Annotated in this window: 18 protein-coding genes; 10 read left to right on the forward strand and 8 right to left on the reverse strand. The window is 73.5% G+C overall.

The window, feature by feature from the left end; translation table 11 throughout:
• The first annotated feature begins 113 nt into the window (after positions 1-113).
• The 3 genes from BUE43_RS26895 to BUE43_RS26905 are packed head-to-tail and all read left to right on the forward strand — an operon-like array spanning position 114 to position 3,905.
• A complete protein-coding gene (locus tag BUE43_RS26895; RefSeq protein ID WP_073488604.1) occupies positions 114-1,262 on the forward strand; it encodes a SagB/ThcOx family dehydrogenase in 1,149 nt (382 codons plus the stop codon).
• A gap of 37 nt (positions 1,263-1,299) precedes the next feature.
• Positions 1,300-2,574 (forward strand): JmjC domain-containing protein, encoded by a 1,275-nt coding sequence (locus tag BUE43_RS26900; protein WP_073488606.1) that lies wholly within the window; start codon positions 1,300-1,302, stop codon positions 2,572-2,574.
• Between the two features lie 38 nt (positions 2,575-2,612).
• Positions 2,613-3,905: an MFS transporter gene (locus tag BUE43_RS26905; protein ID WP_143174407.1), complete on the forward strand. Its 1,293-nt coding sequence runs from the start codon at positions 2,613-2,615 to the stop codon at positions 3,903-3,905.
• A 457-nt stretch (positions 3,906-4,362) separates the two neighbouring features.
• Here the strand turns inward: BUE43_RS26905 and BUE43_RS26910 are convergent, their stop codons facing one another.
• Entirely contained in the window at positions 4,363-4,701 is a 339-nt protein-coding gene (locus BUE43_RS26910) for a hypothetical protein (RefSeq protein ID WP_083960202.1), read from the reverse strand.
• 266 nt (positions 4,702-4,967) lie between these two features.
• Here BUE43_RS26910 and xylB point away from each other — a divergent pair, with 266 nt between their 5' ends.
• Positions 4,968-6,380, forward strand: coding sequence for a xylulokinase (xylB, locus tag BUE43_RS26915; protein ID WP_073488610.1), 1,413 nt, complete (start codon positions 4,968-4,970; stop codon positions 6,378-6,380).
• Between the two features lie 126 nt (positions 6,381-6,506).
• On the opposite strand, the gene lpdA is transcribed toward xylB, so the two are convergent.
• Positions 6,507-7,907, reverse strand: coding sequence for a dihydrolipoyl dehydrogenase (lpdA, locus tag BUE43_RS26920; RefSeq protein ID WP_073488612.1), 1,401 nt, complete (start codon positions 7,905-7,907; stop codon positions 6,507-6,509).
• Positions 7,908-8,523: 616 nt separating this feature from the next.
• Here lpdA and BUE43_RS26925 point away from each other — a divergent pair.
• Positions 8,524-9,018: a hypothetical protein gene (locus BUE43_RS26925; RefSeq protein WP_143174408.1), complete on the forward strand. Its 495-nt coding sequence runs from the start codon at positions 8,524-8,526 to the stop codon at positions 9,016-9,018.
• 46 nt (positions 9,019-9,064) lie between these two features.
• Here BUE43_RS26925 and BUE43_RS26930 read toward each other — a convergent pair whose 3' ends face one another.
• The 4 genes from BUE43_RS26930 to BUE43_RS26945 all read right to left on the reverse strand — a co-directional run bounded on the left by BUE43_RS26930 (position 9,065) and on the right by BUE43_RS26945 (position 11,899).
• On the reverse strand, positions 9,065-10,366 hold the full coding sequence (locus BUE43_RS26930) for an erythromycin esterase family protein (protein WP_073488615.1): 1,302 nt from the start codon (positions 10,364-10,366) through the stop codon (positions 9,065-9,067).
• A gap of 8 nt (positions 10,367-10,374) precedes the next feature.
• A complete protein-coding gene (locus BUE43_RS26935) occupies positions 10,375-10,821 on the reverse strand; it encodes a DUF3040 domain-containing protein (protein ID WP_143174409.1) in 447 nt (148 codons plus the stop codon).
• 101 nt (positions 10,822-10,922) lie between these two features.
• Positions 10,923-11,492 carry a hypothetical protein gene (locus BUE43_RS26940; protein WP_073488630.1) on the reverse strand — a complete coding sequence of 190 codons (570 nt, stop codon included), beginning with the start codon at positions 11,490-11,492 and terminating at the stop codon, positions 10,923-10,925.
• Between the two features lie 116 nt (positions 11,493-11,608).
• On the reverse strand, positions 11,609-11,899 hold the full coding sequence (locus BUE43_RS26945; protein WP_073488632.1) for a DUF2795 domain-containing protein: 291 nt from the start codon (positions 11,897-11,899) through the stop codon (positions 11,609-11,611).
• Positions 11,900-12,067: 168 nt separating this feature from the next.
• On the opposite strand from BUE43_RS26945, the gene BUE43_RS26950 reads away from it, so the two are divergent.
• From BUE43_RS26950 to BUE43_RS26970, 5 genes are all read left to right on the forward strand, one after another.
• On the forward strand, positions 12,068-12,553 hold the full coding sequence (locus BUE43_RS26950; RefSeq protein ID WP_073488634.1) for an Hsp20/alpha crystallin family protein: 486 nt from the start codon (positions 12,068-12,070) through the stop codon (positions 12,551-12,553).
• Between the two features lie 144 nt (positions 12,554-12,697).
• Complete coding sequence (locus tag BUE43_RS26955; protein ID WP_073488636.1) at positions 12,698-13,288, forward strand: helix-turn-helix domain-containing protein; 591 nt, start codon at positions 12,698-12,700, stop codon at positions 13,286-13,288.
• The gene (locus BUE43_RS26960) at positions 13,276-14,004 is read left to right on the forward strand and encodes an MOSC domain-containing protein (RefSeq protein ID WP_159447792.1); all 729 of its coding nucleotides are present in this window, start codon (positions 13,276-13,278) and stop codon (positions 14,002-14,004) included. Before BUE43_RS26955 ends, BUE43_RS26960 begins: the two co-directional genes overlap by 13 nt.
• Positions 13,980-14,699: a type 1 glutamine amidotransferase gene (locus tag BUE43_RS26965; RefSeq protein ID WP_073488638.1), complete on the forward strand. Its 720-nt coding sequence runs from the start codon at positions 13,980-13,982 to the stop codon at positions 14,697-14,699. Before BUE43_RS26960 ends, BUE43_RS26965 begins: the two co-directional genes overlap by 25 nt.
• A gap of 118 nt (positions 14,700-14,817) precedes the next feature.
• A complete protein-coding gene (locus tag BUE43_RS26970) occupies positions 14,818-15,798 on the forward strand; it encodes a TIGR03557 family F420-dependent LLM class oxidoreductase (RefSeq protein ID WP_073488640.1) in 981 nt (326 codons plus the stop codon).
• An 88-nt stretch (positions 15,799-15,886) separates the two neighbouring features.
• On the opposite strand, the gene BUE43_RS26975 is transcribed toward BUE43_RS26970, so the two are convergent.
• Together BUE43_RS26975 and BUE43_RS26980 are read right to left on the reverse strand one after the other, a co-directional pair.
• Complete coding sequence (locus BUE43_RS26975; RefSeq protein ID WP_073488642.1) at positions 15,887-16,399, reverse strand: SRPBCC domain-containing protein; 513 nt, start codon at positions 16,397-16,399, stop codon at positions 15,887-15,889.
• A gap of 114 nt (positions 16,400-16,513) precedes the next feature.
• Positions 16,514-17,500, reverse strand: a complete 987-nt coding sequence (locus BUE43_RS26980; RefSeq protein ID WP_234995947.1) for a cation diffusion facilitator family transporter — start codon at positions 17,498-17,500, stop codon at positions 16,514-16,516.
• Between the last annotated feature and the right edge of the window lie 8 nt (positions 17,501-17,508).

Raw genomic sequence — 17,508 nt, forward strand, 5'->3', positions numbered from 1 at the left:
AGCCGCGGCCCGGCGCCGCGGCTGGACCCCCGGCGTCATTGAGCACGGGTCATCCCGCACGAGTCGTCCCGCACGAGTCGTCCCGCGCGATCGCCCCGGCACGAGAGGACGCGATGAGACTGCGCCGCCGGCAGCACCTGGTCTGCCACTGGACGACCGACGGGTTCCTCGTGGGCGTGCCGGGGCACAACCGCTGGGTCAGGATTCCGCACGCCGTGGTCGGCCTGCTGGACCGGGCGCGGGACTGGATCGACCTCACCGACCTGGTCGCGGCCGTCGACCCGGAACGGCCTGAGGAGATCGGCCGCGCGGTGCGCGGCCTGGCCGAGGTCGGGGTGCTGGTGACGGACGAGACCGGCGCGGACAGCACGGACGGCACGGACGGCGCTCCCGCCACCGCCGACGCCCAGGACCGGATTCCCCCGCTGTGGCAACACTGGGGCAGCGTCACTCAGCGGTTCCACCTGTCCACGCGCGACGCCAACTACCTGGTGGACACCCCGGAGCGAGCCCGGGTGGCGGAGGCGATCGTCGCCGAGGGCGGTGCGCCGCCGATCTTCAAGGAGTACCCGGACCACCCGGTGGTGATGTTGCCGCGCCGACCGCTGCCGCTGCGCGCTCCCGTCGAGGACGTGTTCGCGGCGCGGCGCACGCACCGGGTCTTCGCCGACACCCCGGTCACCCTGGACCAGCTCGCCACGGTGCTGTTCCACACCTTCGCGCCCCAACGGTTCCTCGACGGCCGCCTCTTCGGCGTGCAGCAGGGCAGGGTGAGCGCGTCGGCCGGCGGACGGCACGAGGTCGAGTGCTACCTCGTGGCCCACCAGGTGGAGGGCGTCCCGCCTGGGCTCTACCACTACGCGCCCCGACAGCACGCCCTGGAGCTGCTGCGCGAGGACGTGGACCGGGCGCACGTCGCCGACCTCAGCTACCACCAGGGTCCCTCGTACCAGGGCGCGTTCACGATCTTCACGACCGCGGTGGCGCGCCGGCTGTCCTGGAAGTACCGGCATCCCCGCGCCTACCGGCTGTGGATGTACGACGCGGGGCACTACGGGCAGACCTACGCCCTGACCTGCACCGCGCTCGGCCTCGGGCCGTTCCAGACGGTCGCGTTCCGGGACAGCGCCGTGGAGCGGCTGCTCGGGGTCGACCCCGACGAGGAGTTCGCGGTGTACCTGCTGGCCGCGGGGGTGCCGGCGCACGGTCCCGCCCCGGTTCCGGCCGACCTCGACCACCCGCCGCCCGCGCACGTGCGGTGAGCCCGGCGTCCCCGACCCCGAGCGAGGAGCTGTCGCGATGGCACTCGACCGCCTCGTCCCGTCCGTCGAGGCGTTCCGGCGGGAGGTCTTCGGCGTCCGGCACGCGCACCACCGCGCCGACGAGCTGGGCGCCGACTTCGCCGACCTGTTCTCGCCCGACGTCCTGGAGCGGCTGCTGGGCGAGACGGGCCTGCGCGCGACGTCGGTCCGGCTGGTGCGGTCGGGCGAGGAGCTGAGCCTGTCCGGCTCGGGCGTGGCCGACTCCGGGGACGACCCGGACAGCCCGCGGTTCGTCGACACCGACTGGGTGCGGCGGGCGATCTCCCGCGGGCACACGCTGATCCTGCGGTCGTTGCACCGCTACCACCCGCCGGTGCGGGTCTTCGCCCACCAGCTCTCGGCGGAGCTGGGCCACCCGGTGCGGGTCAATGCGTTCATCACCCCGCCGAACTCCCGGGGGGTGAACCCGCACTACGACGTCCAGGACGTGTTCGTCCTCCAGATCGCCGGCGTGAAGCTGTGGGAGCTCCGGAGTCCGCCGCTGCCCGACCCGCTGCCGAGCCAGGCGTGGTTCGACCTGCCGGAGCGGAGCCGCGAGCAGCTCCGGGAGCTCGCGGCTCCGCTCGGCGAGCTGACCCTGCGGCCCGGCGACGTCCTGTACTTCCCGCGCGGCACGATGCACGCGCCCAGGACCGGCGACAGCCTGTCGGTGCACCTCACCGTGGCGGTGCCCAAGGTGTCGCGCCACGACCTGCTCCGCCGGCTGGTGGACGCGGCCGTCTCCGATCCCTGGTTCCGCGCCAGCGTCTCCCTTCCCGATCTGGAGAGCGCGGCCGAGGACCCGGCGGGGGCGCTGCGGGAGATCGCGGCGCGGCTGGCGCGGGTCGCCGACCAGGTCGAGCCGGAGGACCTGCTGTGGGCCGCGCGGGAGGACGCTTTCCGGGAACTGCCACCGGAACCGGTCCCGGTGCTGCCTCCCGTGACGCCGCCGGTGGCCTACCGGCCCCGGTTCGGCGTCCGGTTCCGGTTCACGATGGACGGCGAGTACGTCTCGGTCTCGGCCCAGCGGCGGCGGATGCGGCTGCCGGCGACGGCCGCGCCGGTGATCGAGAGCCTGCGGCAGGGCGAGGTCCTGCGGGTGGCCGGGCTCGTCGCCGAGCTGGGCGAGGACCAGGCGCGCGAGCTGTGCCAGGCGCTGGTCGAGTTCGGCCTCGTCGTCCCGGTGCACGACACCGGGGACGTCAGGGGGGACGTCAGGGGGGACGTCACCCGAGGAGCGGGCGAGCCGACCGGGCCGCGGGACCTAGGGTGATCGACAGCGGTTCCCACGACGGCGGAGGGGGTTCCGGGATGAGCGCGCCGTCCGGTCCCGAACGCGACAGTCCACTTCGGACGGACGACGTCGCGGGCCCGCCGCGCCCGCGGGTGCGGAGCCACCCGCGGTTCGTGCGCGTCTGGGCCGGACAGGTGGCCGGCGCGGTCGGCGACCAGTTGATCCCGGTGGCGCTGAGCCTGCACGTGGCGCGACAGGGCGGCGGCGCGGGCGCGGTCGGCGTCCTCCTGGGCGGGCGCGTGCTCGCGCTCGTGCTGTGCCTGCTGGCCGGCGGGGTCCTCGCCGACCGGGTGCGCCGCTCCCGGCTGCTGGTGGGGGTGGACGTCTACCGGGCGACGATCCTCGTGCTGACCGCCCTGGTCCTGGACGCGCTGCCGCTGACCGCGCTGGCACTGGTGACCCTGATGGTGGGCGCCGGCGAAGCCATGGCGCGGCCGGCGTACCGGTCGCTCGTGCCGTCCCTGCTGCCCAACACCCTGCTGGAACGCGGCAACGCGATGGTGTCGGCCGGCCTGCGGGGCTCGGCGGTGCTGGGCAGCCTGGCCGGGGCGACCGTGGTGTCGTTGACCGGCGCCAGGGCCGCGCTGCTGCTCGCGGCCGCGACCTTCCTGGCCGCCGCGCTGACCGTCCTCGGACTCGACGACACCACGCCCAGGAAGACGACGACGAGCGTGCTGGGCGACGCCGTCGCCGGGCTGCGGGCGGTGCGCGACCGGCCGTGGGTGCTCGCGGTGATGGTCGCGGTGGGCCTGCAGATCCTCGCGGGAACGGCGACCGCGTTGACCCTGCTCCCGATCGTCGCGCAACGCGGCCTGGGCGGTGAGATCGCCTACGGCACCGTGCTGGCCGCGATGGCGCTCGGCGCGCTGCCCGGCGTCGCGCTGGCCGGGCGCTGGCAGCCGACCCGGCGGGGGACGATGTCGATGCTCGCGCTCGTGGGCTACGCGGCGCTGCCGTGGAGCCTGGTCGGCCCGCTTCCCCTGCCGCTGACCATCGCGGCGTTCGCGTTCGGCGGGTTCGTCGTCGAGTTCTACTTCGTGTACTGGTTGTCCGCGTTGCAGCGCGCGGTGCCGTCCGAGGTGCTCGGCAAGGTGCTCGCGCTCGACCAGCTCGGCTCGTTCGCCCTGCTGCCGCTGGGGTACCTCGCGGTGGGCCCGGCCGTGGCGGCCTTCGGCGAGAGCGACACCCTGGTCGTCGCCGGCCTCGTCGTCGCGGTGTCCAGCCTGACGGCCCTGCTCGTGCCGGGCGTGGCGACGTTCCAGGACCCACCGCGCCGTCGACTCCGACCCGATCCCCCGCGAACCGAGTGAGCGCGCTCAGTTTCCCTGCGCCGAGCGCCGGTGGCGGACCGTGTCTTCGTGCTGCGCGTCCTCACCGACTGAGCGACACCCGACCGGGCACGCGGTCACGGCCGCCCGCGCGATGGCTTTTCGCCGGGGCAATCCCGCGCCCGTCGTCACGCACCATGGCTGCGGATTCACACCACCAGCCCGCAGATCCGGCTACCCCAGGGCTCCGATTCGTCCATAACACCGTTACCTGGGGGAACCCCTGATTTCGACGTTCGCTGAGAACGGGCGGCGAGGGCAAGACGCTGGTTCGGGTGGTCCTGCCCTCGCCCAGAGCGGTGAGGGGCCGCTCGCACGGCCCGTTGATCACCTCCAGCCGGAAGCGCGGCCGCGCAAGCACGTCAACGGCAGCGCCGACGCCGGCTCCGCGATCCCGCCGTCCCGGCGGCTCCTCCGCCGTTCCCCTCGTGCCAGCCGCTCATTCGACAGAACGGCCCTCGACGGCGCCACTGTCCTTTGTGGACGCCTCCACCGCGTCCCGCAGGGCGACGCAGACGGCCTCGGCGAGAGCCCGGTACTCGACCATCTCGCGTCCCACCAGCCGGGGATCGGGTTCGAAGGCGTCCCGCAGCCCCTTCGCCAGGTCCTCGACCCTGGCGGCATGACTCACGCGCCGCCCGTGCCGACGGGAGAAGCTGCGCCACCGCCGCCACGCCCGGTCGGACAGCATGTCGAGATCCCACAACTGCACGGGAACAACTTCGTGGTACTCCCGCACCGCGCGCGAGACGATCGCGCGCCCCTCGTCGTCGTGCACTCGTCCTCCCCTCCAGGAGGTCGTTGGCCCACCGGTCGCCCGCCCCGGATCAGGCCGGGATGTTCCTTTCAGCGCCTCATGATCACGCACGAGGGCACGTCGCTGTCGACAGGTTTTCGCGGACCGACGCCGCCCGGCCACGCCCGGAAACCGATGGTGGAATTGGGAATCCGCCGAACAGCGGTCCATGATGCCCCTGCCGACGGAGGCAGAACGCCAACAACGACTGCCGAAAGGCGCAGTCAGGCACAGGGCGAGGAGGCTCGATGGGAGAGGACACCGGGAGAACCCTGGTCGCCGGGATCGACTCGTCGACCCAGTCGACCAAGGTCGTGGTGTGCGACGCGGCGACGGGACGCGTCGTCCGCCAGGGCCACGCGCCCCACCCGGACGCCACCGAGATCCACCCCGACCGGTGGTGGGAGGCGCTGACGACGGCCACCGGCGGCGGGCTGCTCGACGGCGTCGCCGCGGTCGGCGTCGCGGCGCAACAACACGGCCTCGTGCCGCTGGACGACGCCGGCTCGGTCGTCCGACCCGCGCTGCTGTGGAACGACACGCGGTCGGCGCGGGCCGCCGCCGACCTCGTCGCCGAGCTGGGCCCGCGCGCCTGGGCGGAGGCGGTCGGCTCGGTTCCGGTGGCCAGCCTCACCGTCGCCAAGCTGCGCTGGGTGGCCGAGCACGAGCCGGACCTGGCGGACCGGGTGGCCAGCGTTCTGCTGCCGCACGACTGGGTGACGTGGCGGCTCACCGGGCGGCCCGCACTGGCGGTGACGGACCGGGGCGACGCCTCGGGGACCGGCTACTGGTCGCCGGCGGGCGGGGCGTACCGGCACGACCTGCTCCGCCACGCGTTCGGTGGCCGCGCCCCGGCGTTGCCGCGGGTCCTGGGGCCGGCCGCCATCGCGGGCGAGACCCCGAGCGGGGCCGTGGTGTCGGCGGGCACCGGCGACAATATGGCCGCGGCGCTCGCGCTCGACGCGGGCCCCGGCGACGTGGTGGTGTCCCTCGGCACCAGCGGCACCGTCTTCGCCGTCTCCCCGACGCCGACGGCCGACGCGAGTGGCGCGGTGGCCGGCTTCGCCGACGCCACGGGCCGCTTCCTCCCGCTGGTCTGCACGCTCAACGCCGCCCGCGTGCTCGGCGCGGCGGCCCGCATGCTCGACGTCGACCTCGACGCGTTCGACCGCCTCGCCCTCGCTGCGCGGCCCGGCGCCGACGGCCTGGTCCTGCTGCCCTACCTGGACGGCGAGCGAACCCCGAACCTGCCCGAGGCCAGCGGAGCCCTGGTCGGCCTGCGGCGGGCCAACATGACGCCGGAGAACCTCGCCCGCGCCGCCGTCGAGGGGATGCTCTGCGGTCTCGCCGCCGGACTCGACGCGGTTCGCGCGCACGGCGTCGAGGTGCGGCGTGTGCTGCTCGTCGGCGGGGCGGCCCGTTCGCAGGCGGTGCGCGCCGCCGCCCCCTCGGTCTTCGGGGTCCCCGTCGTCATCCCGCCCTCCGCGGAGTACGTGGCCCTCGGCGCGGCACGCCAAGCCGCCTGGGCACTCGACGGCTCCGACGAGCCGCCCGCGTGGTCGCTCGGCGCGGGCGAGCGGCTCGACCCCGCCGACGACGAGACCGGGCAGCGGATCCTGCGCGCCTACACAGCCGCGCACGAGTCCCTGCACGGCGCCTGAGCACCCACACCGAGAGAAGTCCTTTGTGGACGTCCACTATGGACTTTCTCTGGAAGCCCCCGGGTAACGAGAACGGCCCGCCGCCCCGGCCGAACCGGGAACGACGGGCCGTCGCCGACGACCGACTCAGAAGTTGATCATGTGCCCGGCCAGGCCGTGCACGGCCTCCTTGACCGCCTCGCCCAGCGTGGGGTGCGCGTGGACGTTGCGGGCGACCTCGTGCACGGTGAGGTCCCACTGCTGGGCCAGGGTCAGCTCCGGCAGCAGCTCGGTGACGTCCGGGCCGATGAGGTGGCCGCCGAGCAGCTCGCCGTACTTCGCGTCGCTGATCAGCTTGACGAAGCCGACGGTGTCACCGAGGCCGTGCGCCTTGCCGTTGGCCGTGAAGGGGAACTTCGCCACCCGCACGTCAAAGCCCTCGGCGCGGGCCTGCGCCTCGGTGTAGCCGAAGCTGGCGATCTGCGGCTGGCAGTAGGTCGCCCTCGGGATCATGACGTAGTCCAGCTCCATGGTCTCCGCGTCGGCGATGGTCTCCGCCGCCACGATGCCCATCGACTCGGCCGCGTGGGCGAGCATCAGCTTGGCGGTGACGTCGCCGATGGCGAAGATGTGCGGCACGCTGGTCCGGCAGCGCCCGTCCACGTCGATCGCCCCGCGCTCGGTCAGCCGGACGCCGGTGTTCTCCAGCCCGTAGCCGGTGACCCTCGGCTGGAAGCCGATGGCCTGGAGCACCTTGTCGGCCTCCAGCACCTGCTGCTCGCCGTTCCTGGTGACCGTGACCCGGACCTTCTCGCCGGAGTCGTCGATGCTCTCCACCCTGGTCGAGGTGAGGACCTCGATGCCCAGGCGCTTGTACCGCTTGGCCAGCTCGGCCGAGACCTCCTCGTCCTCCAGCGGGACCATCCGGTCCATGAACTCGACGATGGTCACCTTGACGCCGTAGTTGCGCAGGACGTAGGCGAACTCGACGCCGATCGCGCCCGCGCCGGCGATGATGATGCTCTCCGGGAGCGTGTCGCTGAGGATCTGCTCCTCGTAGGTCACCACGCGCTCGCTCAGCGAGGTGCCGGGCAGCAGCCGCGTGGTCGCACCGGCCGCGATGATGCAGTGGTCGAAGGTCACCGTCTCGGCGCCGCCGTCGTTGAGCTCGACCCGGAGGGTGTTCGGGTCGGTGAAGGAGCCGCGACCCTGGAACTGGGTGATCGCGTTCTTCTTCATCAGGAAGTGCACGCCCTTGACGCGCCCCTCGGCGACCTTGCGGCTGCGCCGGAACGCCTCGCCGTAGTCGAAGCTGACCTGGCCCTCCACCCGGATGCCGTAGGTCTTCGCCTCGTGCGTGAACAGGTGCGCGAGCTCGGCGTTGCGCAGCAGGGCCTTGGACGGAATGCAGCCCACGTTGAGGCAGACGCCACCCCAGTAGCGCTCCTCGATGATCGCCGTCTTGAGCCCGAGCTGCGCGGACCGGATCGCGGCGACGTAACCACCCGGACCGGCGCCCAGGACCACGACGTCAAAGTGTGTGCTCATGGGTCAACGATATGGGGAGCACGGCCCCGGTGTTCGCCCGGCGACGCCCACGCCACACCCCCGCTGGTTCACCCGGTCGGCTTACTCCTGCCCCACGGCCACCCCCCACCGCCGTAGTCCCAGCTCAGCCCACCGACCGACCCGCCGTCACGAGCCCGCAAGCCCCCACCGCCAGCCGCCGTGTGCCCCAGGTCATGCCCCACCGGCCCCGTCTCGACCGGGCGGGGCCGCCGTGGCGGTGGAGGCGTTGCCGTCCGCCACCGAAGACCGGCGTCGGGGTCCGCCGACCGAACGGGGGTGTTCCTCCAGGCGTGGCGGCGGCGCTTCCCGCGCGGGCCGGACATCACGGACAAGTCGGGCGTCGCCGATACGGACGCACGCACATCTTCCGCACGACCGTCACAGGGCCACAAACGACCGGGGGAGCCGGGATGGGGTCCAACCGTCCACGGGCGACGACGCAGACGGTTCGCCCGATCACGATGTGGCGTCAGATCCGGTGACACCGCGGGGAAATCGTGTCGGGGGCGTGGCGCTGGGGTGACGCACCGGAGGTGACCATCGCGGCGCGGACGAGTCGTCCGCGGACTCCGGTGCCGCCGAGGAGGTCGAAGCCATGTCAGACATGCCCGCCATCCCCTCACCCCAGAACGAGGAGCCGTCGCACGACCTCCACGTCTCGCCGTCGCCGACGTTGGCCGCCGTGCTCTACCGCCGCTGGGGGTGGCCGGTGGCCGTCGACGGCGCCCACCTGCTCCTGACGACCGGGCCGGCGATGTGCGCGGTCGAGCTGCCGGACCTGGTCACCCGGTGGGTGCACCGGTTCCTGACGCTGCGGCTGCTGGCCGGGCCGGTGGTCGGGCTCCCCGGGCCGCGCCCCAGGTCCGCCCTGCTGGCCGGGTCCGCGGAGGACGCCGCGCCGGCCACGCTCGACCTGCTCGACCGCGGCGGAGCGGTGGTCCACCGGGCGGGCGCGGTGTTCCCCATGCCGCCGAGCCGCCTGGCGACGGGCAGGGTCTTCTGGCGGGTGGCGCCGGCGCCCAGCACCCCGTGGCTGCCGCCGTTCTCCGCCGTCGTGGCCGCCCTGCGCCACCTTCCCCGCCCCGGGTGAGGGGAACAGCCAACAAGTGTGTCCACTGTGGACAAATGCGGGGTGGCTACACGCCCGTCGGGTACGTCTCCTTCTCCCCCTCGGCGGGCTCCATCCCGTGCAGCGGGTGCAACGCGTTCGACCGATCACAGTGGACGAACGCGTCGTAGCGCTTCCCCAGCACAGTGGGAACGTAGTTGCGCACGAGTTCCCGCTCGGGGTCGTAGACCACCCCGATCGCCCGGTGGTCGAACAGGTCGCACAGCCAGTCGGTGGCCCAGGGGTTGTCCGGGAAGACGAAGAGGGCGTCGCTGTCGGGGTTCGCCTGGTGCAGGTGGGCCTCCAGGCTCCCGCGCCGGGCCTCGGGCACCCGCATCCGGCGCACCGGCCCGCCCCACCGCTCGGAGGCGATCACCGTGCCCGAGTAGGTGCCGAAGCCCACGATCACGACGTCTTCCGTGCTGTGGCTCTCCCGGACGAGTTGGCCCACGTTGACCATCCCGGCCGGCGCCATGTCCGTGGCTCGCGCGTCCCCGACGTGGGTGTTGTGCTCCCAGACGACGCCCTTCGCGGTGTCGCCGTAGTACTGGGCCAGGTGGTCGAGGGTGTCGACCATGTGGTGGTCACGCACGTTCCAGGACTCCGCCCCGCCGCGCATCATCGCCCGGTAGTACCGCTCCGCGCCCGCGACGATCCGCGCGTTCTGCTCCGCCACGAACCGCGCGCCCCACTCGCCGGTGTCGTCCCCCGCGCGGTGCGCGCGCAGATCCAGCAGCAGCTCGACGACCTGGCGCTCACACCGCGCCGGGGTGAAGCCGGCCGCTCTCGCGTACGCCTGCGGGTCCTCACCGTACGGCTCGAAACACCGGTAGGCGGCCATGGCCGCGTCGAGGTGCTCGGGAGCGTTGTCCCGCAGGTAGTCGAGAACGGCGTGCAGCGAGTCCCACAGGCTGTAGACGTCGAGCCCGTGGAAGCCGACGCGGTGCTCCGGCGGCCTCGTCTCGTTGTGCTGGCGCAGCCACCGCACGAACTCCACGACCTCCTCGTTGGCCCACATCCAGGTGGGCCACCGGGCGAAGGCGAGCAGCGGCTCGCGGGGGTCGTCAGGCGCGCCGGGAACGCCGACGACGCTGCGGTGCACGGCGTGGCAGTCGGGCCAGTCGCCCTCGACCGCGACGAACGAGAAGTCCCGCTCGGCGACGAGCCTCCTGGTCAGCTCCGCGCGCCAGCGGTAGAACTCCGACGTGCCGTGGGTGGCCTCGCCCAGGAGCACGAAGCGCGCCCGGCCGATCCGCTCGACCACCGGGTCGAGGTCCCCGGCCCCGCGCAGCGGCAGCGCGGCGGCCCTGATCTGGTCGATCGCACCCATCGCCCACCTCACGCCAGGCCGTGTCCGCCTCCCCGGCGCCGCTCCCGCGCCAGGCCCAGCAGGGCGAGCGCGCCGCCGACGGCGCAGGCGCCGCCGAGGACCGACAGCGCGTTGGCGGCGAGCACGCCCATCGCGAACAACAGCAGTCCCACGGCGAACAGGCAGCGCATCAACCACAGGCCGCCGCGCCCGCCCTCGGGGGGCAGCCCGTCCCGCAGACCCCGCGCCAGCACGGGATCGTCCTGCTCCAGCCACCGCTCGATCGCCGCCAACTGGCGTCGCTCCTCACGGCTCAGCATCTCGACCTCGCCAGCCCGTCGCCCTTCCCCGCCGACAGGGCGGCCGGGCGGGTCCACGGCGAGGCCGGGCCGGTCCCGGCGACCGGACCAGGCCGACGCCGTCCGCGCGCGCTCGGCCGAGCCGCCGGGGGCACGGGCGGTGGGTGGTCCTGCCACCGGCGCCGGTGTGCCCGGGTCTCGCTCGCCCTCTCCGCCGTCACGGCCTGCCGACAGGGCTCTCGGCCGGACTACCCGGCTGGGCGACGCCGAAACCGGGGTCAACGCACGCCGGCCGGGACGGACCGCAGCCGGGGCCGACGGAGCACCGGGTCGCGCCCGGCGGCGGCGCCGGCGAGCCAGCGCGGCCTGGGGAGGCGGTGCCGCTCGCACGCGTCCACCAGCGCGGCGGTCCACGCGAGCAGGGTCAGCAGGAGCACGTTGCGCTCCGCGGCGGAGACGCTGTCGAACACCCGCTCCAGCGTCGCCTCAGCGGCCGCCTGGTCGCCGTCGACCGTGGCCACCAGCGCGGCGAACAGGCTCCGCAGCGACGCTGACCCGTGCTGGGGGTCGACCTCGCGCCCCGCGGGGTCGCACAGCCGCACCCGCACCAGGCTCCGGGTGCCGCGGACCGAGGCCAACGTCAACATCATGACCGCGCAGCCCCGTAACACCGTCCGGGAGGCGGCGCGGACCGCCACCACCTCGTCGCCCCCGTGCGCCGCCCGCAGGGCGATCAACCCGTCGGCCACCCCGTCCGCGTCGCCCGTGCGCCACGAGGCGACCATCCGCGCCACGACGTCGGCCGAGATGTGCTCCATGACCCGCACCGTGTTCACCACGTCCCCCATCGCTTCCACGCCGCCGAACGCCGACGTCGGCGGACTGCCCGCAACTGAGAGCAATCAAACCCCTACTGTTCGTGTTCGGCGAGCGAGTCGCCCGGACGGCCCAACCGCGCGGCTGGTCAGAACTGGCGGGGGTCGGGCGGGATGTCCCGCTCGTGCTGGGCCACCCGCTTCGGACCGTGCCTGGCCTGCTCGGCCCGCTCGCTGGCGGTGCGCTCCGGCGCGGGGTCGAGCGGGACCGCGCCGATCACCTCGGTGAAGTTGGCGTAGTCGCCCAGGGGGCAGGCCCGGATCGCCGCGACGACGTCGTCGTCCGCGCGGCGGCGCTCGACGTGGGCGACCAGGTCCTCCTTCGAGATGGGGTAGTCCACCTCGTTCAACGCGTCCCGGATTCGTTCCCTCAGTCCCATCCCCCTGAGGTATCCCGGGACGCCCCCGGCTACGCCTGCCCACCCCGGCCGCACCAGGCGCGGTGGCCGGCGTTCACCCGGTCGGGAGCGGGTACCCGACCACCGGCACCGTGGGCCGCCCGGCCCGCCCAACGCCGGGCGGCGTCGAGCGACGACCTGGAGGCCGCCATGCCCGCCTTGGGTTGGGACCCGCTCCACAACTTCGACGAGATGCTCAGCCGCTTCTTCGGGGGACAGCCGAACGTCGTCCCGATGGACGTCTACCGCACGGAGGACGCCTTCTGCGTCGACCTCGACCTGCCGGGGATCGACCCCTCGGAGGTCGACGTCGAGATCGACCGGGGATCGCTGACCGTGCGCGCGAGCCGCCAACCGCGGTATGGCACGGAGGACAGCGTGCTCTCGGCGCAACGCCCCCAGGGGACGTTCACTCGCCAGATCGTGCTCGCCGAGACCCTGGACACCGACGCGATCGAGGCCGAGTACCGGGACGGGGTGCTGTCGCTGCGCATCCCGGTCAACCGGGACCGGCGGCCGCGCAAGGTCGAGATCGCCCACCGCGACCGCCCGGACCGGCTGGACGTGCCGGGCACGGACCAGACCCCGCCGACCGGCGCCGCGCCCACGCCTGGGCCGGCGGAGGGGCCCCGGTGACCGAGCCGGACGGCCAGCCCGGCCGGCCCGGTCCGACCGGTCGGACCGGTCGGGGCCAGCCGATTCGCCCGGCGGCGGCGCGACCGACGACGCTTGCGTCATCAACTTGGCAAGCTTGTTGCCTGTAGGGCAAGCTCCCCGGTCGTGGGGGACACACCGGAACAGCCAGTCGACGACCTCGCCGTCGCGTTGGGCCTGCGGCTGCGCGAGGCCCGGCTCGGCCGCGGCTGGACCCTGGAGGAGTTCGCCGACCGGACCGGGCTGTCGGTCCCCTACCTGTCCCGGCTGGAGTCCGGGCGGCGCCAGCCGTCGCTGGCCGCCCTGGTCACGCTCGCCACGACGGTCGGCGTGCCCGTCTCCACCCTGCTGGACAGCCCCGCGCCGCCCGGCGACGCCATCCGCGTCCACAAAGGACAGACGAGGGTGGTCGACGGGCTGCGCACCGCGAGCCTCACCCACGGGCTGAACCCGGACTGGCAGGTGTGGCGGGTCGAGGTGCCGTCCCGGCGAAGCCCGTCGCGGCCCCGGGCGCACGAGGGCGTCGAGTGGATCTACGTCCTGGACGGCTGGCTGCTGTTGACCGTGGGCGCGGAGCAGACCGAGCTGGCCAGCGGGGAGGCCGCGGAGTTCGACGCGCGTCAGCCGCACCGGCTCGTCGCCGCCCGCAGCGACAGCGCGCACATCCTCCTCGCGGTGTCCCACCCGCACCCGCGGAGGACCTCGTGCGTGGACTGACCGCGGCGGTGGTCCACCTGGCCCTCGGCCCCGTCGCGCCCCTGCGGCACGGCCGGGTCGACGTGCCCAGCGCAATCGTGAAGCGGCCCGTGGAGTCGGCCGCGGTGGGCGTTCTGGGGCTGCGGGGCGACGAGCAGGGCGACCGCCGCGTCCACGGCGGCCCGGAGAAGGCGGTCTTCGCCTACCCGACCGAGCACGACGACTGGTGGGCCGACCAGCTCGGCGCGCCCCTGCCCGTCGCCGCGTTCGGGCAGAACTTCGGCACGGTGGGCCTGGTGGAGGACACCGTGTTCCTCGGCGACGTCTACGAGGTGGGCGAGGTTGTGCTCCAGGTGAGCCAGCCCCGCCGCCCCTGTTTCAAACCCGGCTCGCGCCTCGGCCACCGGGAGATCGCCGTCCTGACGCAGAACAGTGGGCGCACCGGGTTCTACTTCCGGGTCCTGCGGCCCGGACTGGTGACCGCGGGCAGCCCCGTCGTGCTGCGGGAGCGGGACCCGGATCCCGTCAGCGTCCACGACGTCAGCCGCGTGATGCACGGCGACACCACCCACCTCCACCAGGTCCTCGCTAGCCCGCGGCTGCCCGAGCGCTGGCGCGCCGCGCTCCGCGCCCGACTCGCCGGCATCCCGGACGACGAGACCACCCGCCTGCACGGACCCCTGCACGAACCACGAGAGGAAACTCAGAACCCATGCCCGCGTCCCGCCACGTCCTGATCCTGCGGCACGTCCCGTGGGAGGGCCCCGGGCTGATCGCCACCGCGCTCGACGGCCTGCCCGTCCGCGTCGCCACGGTCGTCGACGACGCCGACCCCCGGCTGCCCGCCGTGGACGAGCTCTGCGGCCTGGTGGTCATGGGCGGACCGATGAACGCCGACGACACCGCCCGGCACCCGGGCCTGGCCGCGGAACGCCGTCTCCTCGCCGACGCGGTCGCCGCCGACGTGCCCACTCTCGGCGTGTGCCTCGGGGGCCAGCTGCTCGCCCGCGCGCTCGACGCCCCCGTGCACGCGGGCGCCGGGGTCGAGCTGGGCTGGGCCCCGGTGACGGTCGCGGACGCCGACGACCCGCTGCTCGGCGCGCTCGCCCCCGCGCGCCCCGTCCTGCACTGGCACAGCGACGTCTTCGAGGCACCGGCCGGTGCCACCCCGCTCGCGGCCACCGCGACCACGCCCTGCCAGGCGTTCCGGCTCGGCTCCGCGTGGGCGCTCCAGTTCCACCTGGAGGCGACCCGCTCCCTGGTGGACGAGTGGCTCGCCGAGCCCGTCATGGGCGCGGAGGCCGCAGCGGCGCTCGGGCCGGACTGGCGGCGGACCCTCGTCGAGCAGACCACCGAGCACTGCGACGAGCTGAGGGAGCCGGCGCTGCGCGGGCTGGACGCGTTCGCCGAGCTGGTGCGGCAGCGGCGCTGACGGCAGTACCGGCACTGACAGCAACACTGGTGTTGACGGCGGTCGTGGTGTTGACGGCGGTCGTGGTGCTGCCGCGCTCGCGCTGCGGGTTCCGGCCGGCCCTGCGATGGTCGGAGGCATGGTTGCCTTCGGATACACGCTGATGACCGAGCAGGCCGGGCCGAAGGACCTCGTGAGCCACGCCGTGCGGGCCGAGGCGTGCGACTTCGAGTTCCAGGTGATCAGCGACCACTACTTCCCCTGGATCGACGAGATGGGGCACGCGCCCTACGCCTGGAGCGTCCTCGGCGCGGTCGCGCACGCCACCGAGCGGGTGGAGTTGATGACCTACGTGACCTGCCCGCTCCTGCGGTACCACCCCGCGGTCGTGGCGCAGAAGGCCGCCACGATCCAGATCCTGTCCGACAACCGCTTCCTGCTCGGTCTCGGTTCGGGCGAGAACCTCAACGAGCACGTCGTCGGCCGGGGCTGGCCGCCGGTGAACATCCGGCACGAGATGTTCGTCGAGGCGCTCCAGATCATCAACGACCTCTTCGACGGCGGGTACACGAACTTCCACGGCGACCACTACCGGGTGGACTCGGCCAAGCTCTGGGACCTGCCCGAGCAGCGGGTCCCGATCGGGGTCGCGGTCTCCGGCCGCCAGTCCTGCGAGGTGTTCGCCACCCTGGGCGACCACATGATCTCCACACTGCCCAAGCCCGAGCTCGGGCAGTGGTGGGACGCCGCCCGCGAGGGCGAGGAGAAGAGCCGGCGCATCGGCCAGCTGCCGATCAGCTTCGACCGGGACCGCGACGCGGCGATCGACCGCGCGCACGCGATGTTTCGCTGGTTCAGCCTCGGCTGGAAGGTCATGGCCGAGCTCCCGGGCACGGCCGGGTTCGCCGCCGCGACGCAGACCTCGCGCAAGGACGACGTCGCCCAGGGCATCCCGTGCGGAGCCGACCCGCAAGCGGTGATCGAGGGCGTCCGCCCCTACGTCGAGGCCGGCTTCACCGACGTGGCCCTCGTCCAGGTCGGCGGCCCCGAACACCAGCCGCCCTTCTTCGACTTCGCCGAACGCGAGCTGCTCCCCGCCCTCCGCGAGGCGTTCGGCTGACCGCCAGCCCTTTGTCCACAGTGGACGGGCCGGCCCGTCGCCCCGGTCGGCCCGTCCGCCGTGCTGACACCGGCCGCTCTCGGGCCGGCTAGCGGCCCCGCCGCTCGTACTCCGAGTACAACTCGCGCCAGTGGTCCAGGGTCCACGTCGACCAGTCCTTGGGGCGGCCGTCCAGCGCGTCCCGCAGGTACTCGAAGTGGTTGTGCCAGCCGGCGAGACAGCTCAGGCGCTCGCCCTCCGGGCCGGTCATCTCGTTGACGAAGCGCAGGAGCGTCCCCCCGTCCGCGGGGGACAACTCGAAGCGGATCCGCCCGTGGATCTCGACCGTGTACTCCGCCAGCCGCTCGGGCTCCCAGGCCGTGACCTCACCGCTCGCGACGGTGGCGTTCCCCTGCTCATCGGTGTTCAACCACCGCAGGGTGATCGCCCCGCCCACCCGCTGCTCGAACGGGTCGGCCTCGGCCAACCACCCCGGCAGCCCGTGCGGAGTGGCCACGGCGGCCCACACCTTCCCGACGGGGTGCGGAAACCTGAGCTCGTACCGCAGGAGATGCGTCTCTCCCCTGGTCTCGGACGTCCCGTACGGACACGTCGTCTCCATGCCCCGAGTATCAGCCCACGCACCCCCTCCCGCCCCCGGGCGTTCGACGCCACAGGCACGTTCAAGGCGAAAGCGAGAAGGGGCCGGTGACACGCACCGGCCCCTTCTGGGAGATCAGTAACCGGTGGAGTGCGGCGCGCAGACCGCGTCGTCTCCGTCGGCTTTCGCGAGACTTTCCGGATCGCAGCGGAACACCGGGCCGTGCGCCTGCGCGCAGTGCGTCCGCGTCGGTTCGACCGCCGGCTGCCCGGCGTCGGGAGCGTCGTGGTCGACCTGCAACGTGACGTGCTCCAGGTGGAAGTCGTTCGCCAGCAACCGTTTCAGGTCGCTGCGCACCGCGTGGCAGTCCTGTCCGGCGGCGACGAGGACGTGCGCGGACAACGCCGGCTGGCCCGAGGTGATCTGCCAGATGTGCAGGTCGTGCACCTCCGCCACGTGCGGCCGCGCGGTCATCGCCTGGCCGACGGCGGACGGGTCGAGCTCGGCGGGCGCGGCCTCCAGCAGGATGCGGCCGGAGTCGCGGAGCAGGCCGATCCCCGCCTTGACCATCAGCACCACCACGATCAACGAGGCGATGCCGTCGGCTCTGGTGAACCCGGTCAGCACCATCACGAGGCCGGACACGGCGGTCGCGATGAAGGCGAACAGGTCGTTGAGGATGTGCTGGAACGCGCCCTCGACGTTGAGGGAGGAACGGTTGGCCTTGCTGATCATCCACGCCGCGGCGACGTTGACCACGATGCCGACGAGCGCCGTGACGAACACCAGGCCGCCGGCCACCTCGGGGGGATCGACCAGCCGCTCGATGGCCTCGTATCCCAGCCATCCGCCGAGCAGCAGCAGGGTCGCGCCGTTGACCTGGGCGGACAGGATCTCGGCGCGTTTCCACCCGAAGGTCATCCGACCGGACGCCGGCCTGGCGGCCAGCCGGATGGCCCACAGCGCGAGCGCGATCGACGCGGCGTCGGTGAACATGTGCGCGGCGTCGGAGATCAACGCCAGGGACTGGGCCATGACGCCAACCACGACCTCGCCGGCCATGAACGCGACGATCAGCAGGAGCGCGCCGCGCAGCCACCTGCGGTCCGCGTCGGCGGACACGCCGTGCC

The sequence above is a fragment of the Streptoalloteichus hindustanus genome (assembly GCF_900129375.1).
In the GTDB taxonomy this organism is placed as follows: Bacteria; Actinomycetota; Actinomycetes; order Mycobacteriales; family Pseudonocardiaceae; genus Streptoalloteichus; species Streptoalloteichus hindustanus.